Origin of the sequence: Arthrobacter sp. 4R501, from assembly GCF_002929755.1 — a bacterium.
GTDB lineage: Bacteria > Actinomycetota > Actinomycetes > Actinomycetales > Micrococcaceae > Arthrobacter.
Map to the genome: position 1 here is coordinate 109,311 of NZ_PJIW01000003.1, position 13,535 is coordinate 122,845.

Annotated in this window: 10 protein-coding genes and 1 pseudogene; 7 read left to right on the forward strand and 4 right to left on the reverse strand. The window is 66.3% G+C overall.

The features are described from left to right. Window positions 1–173: 173 nt before the first annotated feature. Window positions 174–1,574 carry a replication-associated recombination protein A gene (locus CXR02_RS03485; protein WP_104060743.1) on the reverse strand — a complete coding sequence of 467 codons (1,401 nt, stop codon included), beginning with the start codon at window positions 1,572–1,574 and terminating at the stop codon, window positions 174–176. Between the two features lie 74 nt (window positions 1,575–1,648). On the opposite strand from CXR02_RS03485, the gene CXR02_RS03490 reads away from it, so the two are divergent. The 3 genes from CXR02_RS03490 (at window position 1,649) to CXR02_RS03495 (ending at window position 4,364) form a co-directional block, all read left to right on the forward strand. Continuing rightward, entirely contained in the window at window positions 1,649–2,323 is a 675-nt protein-coding gene (locus CXR02_RS03490) for an acVLRF1 family peptidyl-tRNA hydrolase (RefSeq protein WP_104060744.1), read from the forward strand. 247 nt (window positions 2,324–2,570) lie between these two features. Beyond that, entirely contained in the window at window positions 2,571–2,717 is a 147-nt protein-coding gene (locus CXR02_RS22270; RefSeq protein WP_181037112.1) for a hypothetical protein, read from the forward strand. Between the two features lie 165 nt (window positions 2,718–2,882). Next, window positions 2,883–4,364 (forward strand): beta-propeller fold lactonase family protein, encoded by a 1,482-nt coding sequence (locus CXR02_RS03495; protein ID WP_258060732.1) that lies wholly within the window; start codon window positions 2,883–2,885, stop codon window positions 4,362–4,364. A 351-nt stretch (window positions 4,365–4,715) separates the two neighbouring features. Here the strand turns inward: CXR02_RS03495 and CXR02_RS03500 are convergent, their stop codons facing one another. Continuing rightward, window positions 4,716–5,570: a GNAT family N-acetyltransferase gene (locus tag CXR02_RS03500; RefSeq protein ID WP_104060745.1), complete on the reverse strand. Its 855-nt coding sequence runs from the start codon at window positions 5,568–5,570 to the stop codon at window positions 4,716–4,718. A 69-nt stretch (window positions 5,571–5,639) separates the two neighbouring features. After that, a complete protein-coding gene (gene aspS / locus CXR02_RS03505) occupies window positions 5,640–7,427 on the reverse strand; it encodes an aspartate--tRNA ligase (protein ID WP_104060746.1) in 1,788 nt (595 codons plus the stop codon). Window positions 7,428–7,537: 110 nt separating this feature from the next. Here aspS and CXR02_RS03510 point away from each other — a divergent pair, with 110 nt between their 5' ends. After that, a complete protein-coding gene (locus tag CXR02_RS03510) occupies window positions 7,538–8,794 on the forward strand; it encodes an APC family permease (RefSeq protein WP_104060747.1) in 1,257 nt (418 codons plus the stop codon). Window positions 8,795–8,814: 20 nt separating this feature from the next. On the opposite strand, the gene hisS is transcribed toward CXR02_RS03510, so the two are convergent. Then, complete coding sequence (gene hisS, locus CXR02_RS03515) at window positions 8,815–10,200, reverse strand: histidine--tRNA ligase (protein ID WP_104060748.1); 1,386 nt, start codon at window positions 10,198–10,200, stop codon at window positions 8,815–8,817. Between the two features lie 232 nt (window positions 10,201–10,432). Between hisS and CXR02_RS03520 the strand changes: the two genes are divergently transcribed. From CXR02_RS03520 to CXR02_RS22760, 3 genes and pseudogenes are all read left to right on the forward strand, one after another. Next, window positions 10,433–11,233 carry a peptidylprolyl isomerase gene (locus CXR02_RS03520; RefSeq protein ID WP_104060749.1) on the forward strand — a complete coding sequence of 267 codons (801 nt, stop codon included), beginning with the start codon at window positions 10,433–10,435 and terminating at the stop codon, window positions 11,231–11,233. Between the two features lie 67 nt (window positions 11,234–11,300). Continuing rightward, on the forward strand, window positions 11,301–12,935 hold the full coding sequence (locus CXR02_RS03525; RefSeq protein WP_181037113.1) for a DUF349 domain-containing protein: 1,635 nt from the start codon (window positions 11,301–11,303) through the stop codon (window positions 12,933–12,935). 355 nt (window positions 12,936–13,290) lie between these two features. Next, window positions 13,291–13,476, forward strand: a pseudogene (locus CXR02_RS22760) (hypothetical protein); the annotation flags it as partial. Between the last annotated feature and the right edge of the window lie 59 nt (window positions 13,477–13,535).

Sequence of the window (13,535 nt, forward strand, 5' to 3'; positions counted from 1 at the left end):
CGAAACAGCAGAAATACTGAAGGATGGGGAGATTGCGTCCGCGCCTTGCCAGACAACGAACAATCTTAGCAGGATTCGGCTGCGTTCCCACACTCCGCCGGCCGCTCCGGCCGCCGCTCCCCCCGGTCACTCCCGTGGCGTCACTGCCCGGGCCACTCCACCGCCGACGCCGGTCAGTTGCCGCGGATGATCTTGCGCAGGCGTTCGAGGCGCACGGCGATGTCCCGTTCCGCGCCGTTGGCGGTGGGCTCGTAGTAGTCCCGACCCACCAAATCATCCGGCGGGTACTGCTGGCTGGCCACGGAATGGGGGGCATCGTGGGCGTACTTGTAGCCGAGCCCGTGGCCCAGCTGCTTGGAGCCGGGGTAGTGCGCATCACGCAGGTGCGCCGGGATCCCGTTGCCCAGGCCGGCACGGACATCCGCGACGGCCTTGTTGATTCCCATGTACGCGGCATTGGATTTCGGCGCGGTGGCCAGATGCACCACGGCCTCAGCCAGGACGATCCGCCCCTCGGGCATGCCGATCAGCTGGACTGCCTGGGCGGCGGCGACCGCCGTCTGCAGCGCTGTGGGGTCCGCCATTCCCACGTCCTCCGCCGCGGAAATCACGATTCGCCGGGCGATGAACCTCGGGTCCTCCCCTGCCTCCAGCATTCTGGCCAGGTAGTGCAGGGCGGCGTCGACGTCGGAGCCGCGGACCGATTTGATGAAGGCGCTGGCGACGTCGTAGTGCTGGTCCCCCGCGCGGTCGTAGCGCACGGCAGCCACGTCCAGGGCGCGTTCGGTGTGCTTGAGCTCCACGGTGACCAACGAGTCGGCAGCGGCGTCGTCCGCATCGCCGAAGGCCACGCCTGCTGCGGCTTCAAGGGCCGTCAGGGCGCGCCGGGCGTCGCCGCCCGCGAGCCGGACGAGGTGCGCCAGGGCCTCGGCGCTGAGCTCCACTTTCCCGTTCAGGCCGCGTTCGTCCGCCACGGCGCGCTGCAGCAGCCCTTCGATGTCCGCCTCCGTCAGCGGTTTCAGGGTGAGCAGGAGGGAGCGGGACAGCAGGGGCGAGACCACCGAAAAGGACGGGTTTTCGGTGGTTGCTGCTACGAGCACCACCCAGCGGTTCTCGACGCCGGGCAGCAGGGCATCCTGCTGGGCCTTGTTGAAGCGGTGGATCTCGTCGAGGAAAAGAACAGTGGTGGTCTTGTACAGGTCCCGTGCTGTCAGGGCTTCGTCCATAACCCGCCGGACGTCCTTGACGCCTGCTGTGATGGCGGACAGCTCCACGAACTTCCGCCCCTTGCCCTTGGCGATCACGTGCGCCAGCGTGGTTTTTCCGGTCCCGGGCGGTCCCCAGAGGATCAGCGAGCTGGGGCCTGCGGGACCCAGGGCGTCGGTGCCGGCGGCCAGCTGCCGCAACGGCGATCCCTGACCCAGCAGGTGCTGCTGGCCCACCACGTCATCCAGGGTGCGTGGCCGCATCCGCACCGCCAAGGGACTGCGGGGCGCGGCGGTACGGCCGGACGACGACGGTTCGTCAGTGTCGTCGTCGTCATTGCCATGCCCTTGGGCGAAGAGATCATCCACATAGATAGGCTACTCATTAGTTCACTGCCCCACTTCCGCCCTCCATTTTCGTCCGCCACCTAAGGGATCCCGCCATGAGCGCACGCAGTACCCCCGGCGCCGGCCGGCCGGGGTCCGTCAGGACCGCGTTTGTGTCCGGCGGACGCCTGGCCGGCTGGGCGGACCGCTTCGGTGCCTCGCACGGCGGCTTCCGGATCAGCGATGACGACGACGGCGTGCGGCTGCTGGCGGCCGACGGCACCACTGCACTGCTCCAGGCTCCGTGGCCACCTGACGGACGGCCGGGGCGCGGTGCTGGTCCGCTGGAGCGCCTGGCCTCCGTCGCCGCCCAGCCACGGACGGCCGGCCTGGTGCTTGTGCGGCGCGGCGGCTATGCGGTGGGCGTTGCTCGGGAAGGCATCCTGCTCGCATCCAAGGCAGGGTCCCGCTACGTGCAGTCCCGCACCGCGGCCGGCGGCCAGTCGCAGCAGCGGTTCGCACGGCGCCGGGCCAACCAGGCTGATGAGCTGGTGGAGAAAGTGGCGGCCCACGCCGCGGCGGCCTTCGGCGGCCAGCCTCTCGAATATGTTGCTCCGGGCGGGGACCGGACCCTTGCGGGGCTGGTCCTGGACCACCCTGCCATGAAGCTGTATGCCGCAGTCCCCCGGCTGGACTTCCTGGATGTGCCTGATCCCAACGGCTCGGTGCTGCGGAAGGCCGCCGCGGATGCCTGCGCCGTCCGGATACAGGTGGCGGACGCGCCGCCCTAGTTATCCACCGGCCACGACTCGGCCAAGACCCGCGGCCTGCTCGACGAACTCAGCTGCAAGGCCGAGGTCGCCACCAAGGGCAACTCAATCTCGGGGTGGTACTCCGTGACCCACTCGGCCATCCGACGCTTCCGTCCCGCGATGAAATCCATCGTGGCATCCCGGTGCGTCACGTACTCCTCGGTCGTGGCCGGTGCCCCGGAACGCTCGAAGTTGTCGAAAGGGGGCTTCCTAGTTCTCCTGCTTAGTGACGCCGGATGCACTCACGCGTGAGGTCCATGCGGTCACCGATCTGTTGACCTTCGGGACCGATGCCATGTTCATGGTGGGCTGGTCCTTCTTCCTGACGGGCCAAATCATCGAACTGCCGATGGTGTGGGGAGGGTTCGGGTAACGGGACTTCTGGTCCTCGTTCTGCCGAGCTGATGAAATGCTCGGGGCGAAAAACGACCCCGCAGCGCAGTCTCTTCGGACACAGCAGCTCCTGGTCCAACCGGAGCCTCGGACTGTCCCTGTCCGCGTCGGCTCTGGTCCTCTTTCGGACCCAAGGAAAAAGGTAGTGCCAGCCCAAAAGACAGGTACCGACTACCGGGTACCGGAGGTTTGCCTGGTCTATAAACTCCGGATTGAGCCGTTATATCGGCACGAACGCGACACAACAGACTTCGCTTTCCACATGCAGGAGGACCTGATGCGGTTCATAACAGGATTGTCCCGGCGACACCGGGGGCGGCGTTCCGCCCCGAGCAAGAAAGGACCAGGCGCCGGCAATCCCCGGTTCCGCCGGGGTACATCCGCTTCCCTCCTGTTCCGGCGGCGTGCGGTCATCAGCATGATCCTGGCGGCGCTCATGCTGGTCGGCAATATCCCCGCAACCGCTGCAGGCACGGTGACCTCCACGATCCCGGTCGGGTCGCTTCCGGCAGGTGTTGCGTTCACCCCGGACGGGTCGACAGCCTACGTCATCAACACCGGCTCGGACACGGTGTCGGTCATCGATGTGGCGTCGGGCACGGTGACCTCCACGATCCCGGCCGGGTCGAATCCGGGCGGTGTTGCGTTCACCCCGGACGGGTCGACAGCATACGTCACCAACAACGCTTCCGACACGGTGTCGGTCATCGATGTGGCGTCGGGCACGGTGACCTCCACGATCCCGCTCGGGTCGAATCCGGTCGGTGTTGCGTTCACCCCGGACGGGTCGAGGGCCTACGTCACGCAGTCCGACTCGGTGTCGGTTATCGATGTGGCGTCGGGCACCGTGACCTCCACGATCCCGGTCGGGCCGGGTCCGAACAGTGTTGCGTTCACCCCGGACGGGTCGACAGCCTACGTCACCAACACCGCTTCCGACACGGTGTCGGTCATCACTGTGGCGTCGGGCACCGTGACCTCCACGATCACGGTTGGGTCGGAACCGGTCGGTATTGCGTTCACCCCGGACGGGTCTGCAGCCTACGTCACCGACAACGGTTTCAGAACGGTGTCGGTCATCGATGTGGCGTCGGGCACGGTGACCTCCACGATCACGGTCGGGTCGCATCCGTACGGTGTTGCGTTCACCCCGGACGGGTCGACAGCATACGTCACCAACGACGGTTCCGACTCGGTGTCGGTCATTTCTGTGGTGTCGGGCACGGTGACCTCCACGATCCCGGCCGGGTCGAATCCGACCGGTGTTGCGTTCACCCCAGACGGGTCGACAGCCTACGTCACCAACTACGGTTCCAACACGGTGTCGGTCATCGATGTGAACTCGGCACCCCCGGTGTTCACCGCGGACACACCACCGACCAAAACGACCACGCGTGCCGCCTACAGCTACACGTTCACCACCACGGGTGACCCGGCCCCGACCTTCTGCGTGTCCTCCGGTGCACTGCCCGCAGGGCTGAGCCTGGACTCCAGCACGGGGGTCCTTTCCGGGACTCCGACCAAGGCTGGCAAGGCAACGTTTAAGGTGACCGCCACAAACGGCGTCAGCCCCGACGCGGTCACCTCACGCATCACGATCACCGTGACCAAGGGCAAGGTCCGCTGAGCATGACGATGTCTGGTTCGACGAATCGTTCATGCATATCTCAGGGGACCTCAGGGGACGCTGATGATGGCAGCTCAACTCCACTCGCTTCGCCGTCCAATGAAGGATCGGCCAATGGGCATCAATGGTGACATTCAGCGCTGGACCACACCGCCCGCAAACAGGAGGACCTGAGTGTTTACGCAACCGGGATCGCGTGCGAAAAGTTGCTGATCTCCGGCGTCACCGGGCCGCCGGACGGGCGCAAACCCCTTGGGATAAGCGTTGATGTACCGGAGCCATGATGTGCCTGATCCCTTGATGAACCCCTGCCGTGGATGCGCCCGTGCATTGCAGCGGCCGCACACACCGTCAACAGCCGGTCAGGTGCCGCTTGGGCCGTTCCTGCCGGTAGAGGTAGCGGCCGGCCTCCTTGAATCCTGCCTGGGCGTAGAGCTGCCGGGCCCCGGAGTTCGCTGCGGTGACCAGCAGCCAGTAGCCAGCCAAGTTGCGGGCGGCGCCTTCCTGCAGGAGTGCCTGCATGATCCGCAGGGCATGGCCGCGCCGCCGGGCGTCCGGGCGAGTGGCCATGCTGTACAGCCCGCCCCAACCGCTTCCTGCTTCCCCGGCGGGAGGGAGAGCGAGCCGGCCGACGGCGGCTGGCACGCCGTCGTCGGACCGCACCAGGGCATAGAGCGACGGGCAGCCTGCCAGGATGCTGCGTGCGGTCTCCCGCTCGGCCGGGCCGCCGCGGCCATCCACGCTCCACCACAGCTCCAGCCACTCATCGCTGGGGACCGTGGAGATCTCGACGCCGGGTTGGGCCGCCGCAGTTTGAAGCACAGCAGGTTGGTTCATACTCTGCGGGTCCGCCACCTGGGCGCCGTTACTCCGGCACATCACCAGCGTTTCGGATTGGCGGGTGAAGCCTTCCCCGTCGAGGATGGCATTCAGTCCGGTGGAGCGGGGATCATCGAAGACCTGGAAAATCAGCGGAAGGCGCCGGCCGCGGTACCAGAGCCGCGCCGCACTCAAGGCCTCGTGCTGCCGGTGCATATCGCCCTCCGGCCCGCGCGGCCACACCGAATTGGCGCGCTGGGTCACGCCGGAGGCTGCGCGAAGCACCCAGCCGTCGGATTCCTCGCGGTCCGGCGCCGGCCAGGCGGCATCCATCAGCGCCTCAAGCCCAGGCAGGGCCAGGGCTGGTGCAGGACGTGAAACTATCATGGCGTACCACTCTTCCAATGCGAAAGGCCCCCCGGTTTCCCGGGGAGCCTCTCGACTGCGGTGTTCAGATTACTCGGCCTTTTTGGGCTCTTCCGGTTTCGTCTGGGGCTTGAAGTCCACGCCGGCTTCCTTGCGCTGCTGCGCCGTGATCGGCGCGGGAGCCTGTGTCAGGGGGTCGTAGCCGTTGCCTGTCTTCGGGAAGGCGATGACGTCGCGGATGGACTCAACACCCGCCAGCAGTGCCACCACACGGTCCCAGCCGAACGCGATGCCGCCGTGGGGAGGTGCCCCGAACTTGAAGCCTTCGAGCAGGAAGCCAAACTTGGTCTGGGCGTCTGCCTTGTCCAGCCCCATCAGTTCGAATACGCGTTCCTGCACGTCACGCTCGTGGATACGGATGGAGCCGCCGCCGATTTCGTTGCCGTTGCAGACGATGTCGTAGGCGTAGGAAAGAGCCGATTCCGGGTCCTTGTCGAACGTGTCCATGAACTCGGGCTTGGGCGAGGTGAACGCGTGGTGGACGGCCGTCCACTTTCCGGCGCCAACAGCCACATCGCCGGACGCCACCGCTGCGGCGGCCGGTTCGAACATCGGGGCGTCAACCACCCAGCAGAAGGCCCAGGCGCTGGGATCGATCAGGCCGGTGCGGTGGCCGATCTCCACGCGGGCAGCACCCAGGAGGGCACGGGCCGCTGACTTCTCACCTGCGGCGAAGAAGATGCAGTCGCCCGGCTTGGCGCCCACGGCGTCGGCGAGGCCTGCACGCTCGGTTTCGTTCAGGTTCTTGGCAACAGGGCCAGCCAGTTCGCCGTCTTCCTTGAAGAGGACGTATGCCAGGCCCTTGTGGCCGCGCTGCTTGGCGAATTCCTGCCAGCCGTCCAGGGTGCGTCGCGGCTGGGAAGCGCCGCCGGGCATCACCACGGCGCCGACATACGGAGCCTTGAAGACGCCGAAGCCGGTGTCCTTGAAGAATTCCGTGAGCTCCGTCAACTCCACGCCGAAACGCAGATCGGGCTTGTCCGAGCCATAGCGCGCCATCGCGTCCGCGTAGGTGATGCGCTGGATGGGCGTCGGGATCTCGACGTCGATCAGCTTCCACAGCGCTTTGACGATGTTTTCGCCCAAGGCAATGATGTCGTCCTGGTCCACGAAGCTGGCTTCGATGTCCAGCTGGGTAAACTCGGGCTGGCGGTCGGCGCGGAAGTCCTCATCGCGGTAGCAGCGCGCGATCTGGTAGTACTTCTCGAAACCGCCCACCTGCAGGAGCTGCTTGAAAAGCTGCGGGGACTGCGGCAGCGCGTACCAGGAACCCGGCGCCAGGCGTGCGGGGACTACGAAGTCGCGGGCGCCTTCCGGCGTCGAACGCGTGAGCGTGGGAGTCTCGATCTCGACAAAACCGTCCTGGTGGAGCAGTTCGCGGGCAATCCGGTTGGCTTCGGAACGCAGCCGGAGGTTGCGGGCGGGGCCGGGGCGGCGAAGGTCAAGGTAGCGGTGCTTCAGGCGGGCTTCCTCACCGACCTCCACGTGCTCATCGATCTGGAACGGCAGCGGATCGGAGGTGTTGAGGATAACCACCTTGTCGGCCATGACCTCGATGGCGCCGGTGGCCAGGGCGGGGTTCTCGTTGCCCTCGGGGCGCTTGGAGACGGTGCCGGTGATCTGCAGGACGTACTCGTTGCGCAGGCCGTGGAAGACCTCTTCCTCACGGACCACAACCTGGGCCACGCCGGACGCATCGCGCAGATCCACGAATGCAACACCACCGTGATCACGACGGCGGCCCACCCAGCCAGCCAGGGTTACGGTTTGTCCAATGTGCTCGGAGCGAAGGGATCCGAGGTCATGTGTGCGCAGCACAGCACGCCTTTCTGAAGACGACAGCAGGAAAACAAAAGATAAAAACTGCATAGGATCGTTCCGGGAACAATCCCGTCTGAGTTTACCCGCTGGAAAGGCCCGCCTCCCCCATGTCCGAGCACCAGCAGCTTCAACGGAGACTGGGCGTGTTTGACGCCACGTCCATCGGCCTCGGCTCGATGCTCGGGGCCGGCGTTTTTGTGGTCTTCGCCCCGGCCGCGGGCCTGGCCGGAAACTTCCTGGTCCTGTCTGTCCTGATCGCGGGTGCCGTGGCCTACTGCAACGCGGTGGCCTCCGCAGAACTGGCTGCACGGTATCCGGCCAGCGGGGGAACGTACGTGTACGGCCGGAAACGCCTGGGGGAATGGCCCGGTTTCCTGGCCGGCTGGGGATTTGTCAGCGGCAAAACGGCCTCCTGCGCCGCCATGGCCCTGACGTTCGGCCACTACGTGTCACCGGGCTACGCGGTGCCGGTTGCCATCGCTGCGGTGGTTGCGCTGACCGCTGTGAACCTCTTTGGCATTACCCGCACAGCGCTCCTGACCAGAATCCTGCTGTGCGTTGTCCTGGCCACCCTGGTGTTTGTCGCCGCGGCCGCGATCGTGGGGCCGCATCCTGTCGGGTTTTCGGCTGGAGGAGCGTCCGACGGCGGAGCTGCCGCCGGCTTTGGTGGCGTGCTGCCGGCCGCCGGCCTGATGTTCTTCGCCTTCGCAGGCTACGCGCGCATCGCCACCCTCGGAGAGGAAGTCAAGGACCCGGCCAAGACCATTCCGCGTGCGATACTGGCGGCCCTCGCCGGCGCCTTCGTCATCTACCTGGCGTTGGCGCAGCTGCTGCAAAACCACTTGGCGGAAGGCCGGCTGGCCGCCACCACCGCCCCACTGTTGGACGCTGTGCTCAATTCCCAGCTCGCCGCCGGTGCGCCGCTGGTCCAGGCCGGCGCCGCAGCGGCGAGCCTGGGTGCGCTGCTTGCGCTCATCACCGGCGTGGGGCGCACAACTTTGGCTATGGCGCGCGAACGCGATCTGCCTGCGGCCCTGGCCCGCGTGGGCGGCAAGCACACGGTGCCGTTCGTGGCGGAACTGGCGGTGGCCGCCGTCGTGATCTTCCTGATCCTGACCACTGACGTGATGACGGTGGTGGGTTTCTCCAGCTTCGGTGTGCTCATCTACTACGCGGTGACGAACGCCGCGGCGTACACCCTGGAGGAGCACCCGGCACACGGCCCGAGGTGGCTCAATGTGGCCGGCTTCATCAGTTGCCTGCTGCTGGCTTTCACACTGCCGCCCGCTTCAGTACTGGGGATGGCCGCAGTCCTGGCCGCCGGAGCGGCTGGCCGGTTCGTGGTGCTTCGGCTGCGCCGCTAGCCGGCGCCAGACCGAGCCGGTCAGGCCGGCTGGGCTGCTGCCGCCGTCACCTGGGCTGTTGTGACCAGGACGTTAAGGTCTTCCGACGGCGGCGTCCAGGTTGCGGGATCGGCATCCGCCTGCTCGCCGGACCGGATGTCCTTGACCTGGTGATTGCCGTCGTCGTCGGTGAACCAGACGAACGGGATCCCGCGGCGGTCCGCGAATTTGATCTGCTTCCCGAACTTCTCGGCCTTGGCAGCGACTTCGGTGGCGATGCCCCGGCTGCGGAGCTGGGCGGCAACATCCTGCGCGGCACCCCAACTCTCGTCAGTGGTGAGAGCCACCAGCACGGCGGTGGGCACCGAACGGGAGGCCTTGGCCAGGTCCTGGCTCAGGATGCGCGACACCAGCCGCGTCACACCGATGGAGAGGCCGACGCCGGGGAACTTGCGGTTGCCCTTGCTCGCCAACGCGTCGTAGCGGCCGCCGGAGCAGATGGAACCGAGCTGTTCGTGGCCCACCAGGACCGTCTCCACCACCGTGCCGGTGTAGTAATCCAGGCCGCGGGCGATACTGAGGTCGGCAACAACCTTGCCCGGCGCGCGCTGCACGGCGGCCTCGATCACCTGTTCGAGTTCATTCAAACCCTCCTCAAGGAGGTCGTTCGTCACGCCGAGCGCACGGACCTGGGCCACAAACGAGGTGTCCTCGGTACGGATTCCTGCCAGCTTCAGGGCGGCCTGCGCCTGGTCATCAGTAGCACCCAGTTCGGTCTTGAGCAGCTCTGCGACCTTGGCTGCGCCGATCTTTTCCAGCTTGTCGATGCTGCGGAGCACGCCGGCGGTGTCATCCAGGCCGATGCCGCGGTAGAAGCCTTCGGCAAGCTTGCGGTTGTTGATCCGGAGGCGGAAGTCCGGAATCGGCAGTGCGCTCAAGGCTTCGGCAATGACCAGGGCAATCTCCACGTCATAGCGGAACGGCAGCTCGCCGTCGCCCACCACATCGATGTCTGCCTGCGTGAATTCGCGGGCCCGGCCTTCCTGGGGGCGCTCCCCGCGCCAGACTTTCTGGATCTGGTAGCGCCGGAACGGGAACGCGAGGTACCCGGCGTTCTCGACGACGTACCGCGCAAAAGGCACCGTGAGGTCGAAGTGGAGAGCGAGGGCGTTGGGGTCGGCTTTGCCGGCCTTGCCCGCGTCGGAGGTGTCGGCGTCGTCGTCCTGAAGGCGGCTGAGGCCGTAGACCTCCTTATCAATCTCACCCTTGCGCAGCAGCTGGCCCACGGTTTCCACGGCGCGGGTCTCGATGGACGCGAAGCCGTGCAGCTCAAAAACCTTGCGCAGGGTGTCCAGCACGTGCAGCTCCACCAGCCGCTCCTCGGGAAGCCACTCGGGGAATCCGGACAGGGAGGCTGTGCGTGCCATGGTGGATGTTCTCCTCTTGATGAAGGGTGCCTGGGACTTTGCCCGGCATTCCGCCCGAAACGGGCGGGGAACGGCGGCAGTCTGGCAACTCATGCATAAACTATGTGCGGCAGTCAGTTTATGCGTCATCCGCCGGCATCTCTAATACGGCGGCCGGCACCGCAACGCTGCCGGCAGACAACCGCCTCCGGATTCAGTTCCTACCGGACGCGGCCCGATACAAGGAGGACCATTGGCGGCCAGTTCACGCAGCGCCCGCGAAGCCAAACGGCGCATCCAGCAGATGGAGGCAAAGCGCGAGCTGCGGCGGGACCAGGAGAAACGCCGCAAGCGCGACAACCTCATCGCTGCCTGCGCCGGAACCGCCGCCGTCCTGCTCGCCGTCGTGCTTCAGTTCACTGTCTTTGCCGGCAATCCCACTGAACAGGAATTCGCCGCCGCGGAGGCCGGCCTGACCAGCCCAAGCGACTCCCCCACGCCTTCCGCGCCCGCCACGAACGGCGCGAACATCCCGGCCCCGGACACTGCCGCCGGAAAGGTGTTCACTGGTGAACTGGCACTGAACGGGAACGTGCTCGGCGTCGAAATCGACGGTACCAAGGCACCCCAGGCTGCCGCGGTCTTCAAAGCACTGACGGACGAGGGCTTCTACAACGGCAGCGCGTGCCACCGGCTGACCACGGGCGAAACCTTCGGACTCCTGCAGTGCGGTGGCGCCACCGCTGCTGCCGACCCCGAGTACACCTGGGGTCCCCTCGAAAACACCCCGGTAGACAACATGTACCCTGCGGGCACGATTGCCATCGCCCGGTCCGGCGACAACGCCTACGGTAATGGCAAGCAGTTCTTTGTGGTCTACAAAGACACGGTGATTCCCGCCGACTCTGCCGGGGGCTATACGGTGGTGGGCAAGGTGACATCTGGAATGGAAGCAGTCAATGCCATTGCTGCCGCGGGAATCAAGCCCGGCTCCAGCGCATCAGACGGCGCACCTGTGCAACCAGTCACGATAGACTCGGTTTCTCTGAAGTAGGAAGCCGGGCCTTTACGGCCGCGGTGCAGTACGTGAGTATTTCCCTCCAAGCGAAAGACTTTTAGCGGTGACAGACAGTCAGAAATCCGACGAAACAGCAGCAGACCTGACCGAGGTAACGGCCCCCGTGGCTGACCAGGCAGACGCTGTCCAGGCAACCGCCGAACAGGCCACGGTTGACGAAACCGCGGCTGAAGCGGTCGTGGATCCCGAGGGCGAGGCCGTCCAGGCCGAAGATGCCGAGGCCGCAGCGGCCCCGGTGGAACGTACCGAGGTCCCGGCCGCCCCGGTTGAAGAGAGCGCGGCTGAAGAAGAGAGCGCGGCCGACGAAGCCCCGGCTCCGGTGCCTGCACCTCGACCCGCCCCGTCACCGGCAGCCTTCGCTGCCCGGCCCAAGCCGGCAGCAGCCGCACCTGTGGCAGCACCGGCACCCGTCGCCTCCGCGACTTCGCTGGCGGAAGCTGCAAAGTGGGGCCGTGTCGAGGGCGACGGCCACGTATTCCTGACGATCGACGGCGGCGAGCACCCGGTGGGCCAGTACCCCGGCGTCAGCAATGACGAAGCCCTTGCCTACTTCGCGCGGAAGCATGACGACATTGTTGCGCAGGTCCTGCTCCTGGAGCAGCGCATCAGCTCCAAGGCGCCCAGCACAGATATGCAAAAGACCGTCACGCACCTGCGCGAGCAGCTGGCGGAGCGGAACATGGTGGGAGACCTCCGTTCCACCGAAGCACGGCTCGACGCTGTTTCCGTGCAGATCACAGAACTCGAAAAGGCAGAGAAGGCAGAACACGACGCCGTTCGCTCCGCCGAGCTCGCGGCCCGCGAGGCCATCGTGGCCGAAGCCGAAGAGATCTCGGGGCAGGATCCCGCACAGATCCAATGGAAGACCTCCAGCGCCCGGATGAACGATCTTTTTGAAAGCTGGAAGACAGCTCAGAAGGGCGGCATCCGGCTTGGCCGCAGCAACGAGGACGCCTTGTGGAAGCGGTTCCGTGCCGCCCGCACCGTCTTCGACCGTCACCGCCGCGCCTACTTCTCCCAGCTGGACAGCACCAACTCGGCCGCAAAATCGGCCAAGGAGAAGCTCATCGCCGAAGCCGAGGCCCTGTCCTCATCCACCGACTGGGGCTTCGCCGCCGGCGAATACCGCCGGCTCATGGATGAATGGAAGGCCTCACCGCGCGCCAGCCGCAAGGACGACGACGCCCTCTGGGCCCGTTTCCGTGCCGCCCAGGACGTGTTCTTCACGCACCGGCAGGCAGCCAACGAGGAGATCGACCAGGAATACGCCGCCAACCTCACGGTGAAGGAAGCGCTCCTCGTCGAAGCGAACAGCATTCTGCCGATCAAGGACCTGGCCGCGGCCAAGAAGGCGCTCCAGTCTGTCCGGGACCGCTGGGAAGAAGCCGGTAAGGTGCCCCGCGCCGACATGGGCCGCATCGAAGCCGACCTCCGCAAGGTGGAGGACGCTGTCCGCAACGCCGAAGAGGAAAACTGGCAGCGCTCCAACCCCGAGACGAAGGCCCGCACCAACAGCGCCCTGTCGCAGCTGGAAGCAGCCATTTCCGGCCTGCAGGACGATCTCGCCAAGGCCGAGAAAGCCGGCGACCAGCGCAAGATCAAGGGGGCCCGCGAAGCCCTCGAGGCGAGGCAGGCCTGGTTGGACCAGATCCAGCGCTCGGCCAGCGAGCTTTCCTAGCAAGTAGTTTGTAGGACGCCTTCATCAGGCGTCTGTCGCAGGAGTCTTGTCCCAGCAGCATAGGTCCGGTCCCGGTTATCCACATAACCGGGACCGGGCCTGTGCGCGTTAAGGGAAGACGCGGCAGGATGGGGGGATGGCCACCTCCCCACCACCCCAATACCCGGACCTGTATTCGCCGGGCAAGCCTTTCGCGTGGCCCGAACTCCAGTCGCTGGCAGCCGACGGTGTCCTGGCGCGGTTCCACCAGCACGGCTTCACGTTGCCGGATGCTCCCGCGTCACCCCAGATGCGGGCCAGAACGGTGGCCAACGCGGTTCCGGCGGCCGTCAGGCAACGCGTGGTGGCCGGGCGGATGACGGCGGCCTGGATCTACGGCTGTGCGGCTGAACCGGACCGGCTGGCCTTGCTTGTGGATGCGAAGCGGCGGATTTCGAGCCTCCGCAACACAAGGGGCTGCACACTCCATGAAGTCCGGCTTGGTCCGTTCGACGTTGTCAGCATGGGCGGGCTGATGGTGTCGAGTCCACTCCGCACCGCCGTCGACATCGCCCTGCATGTCGACGCCCACCGGGCCCTGCCAGCACTGGCGGGGTTGCT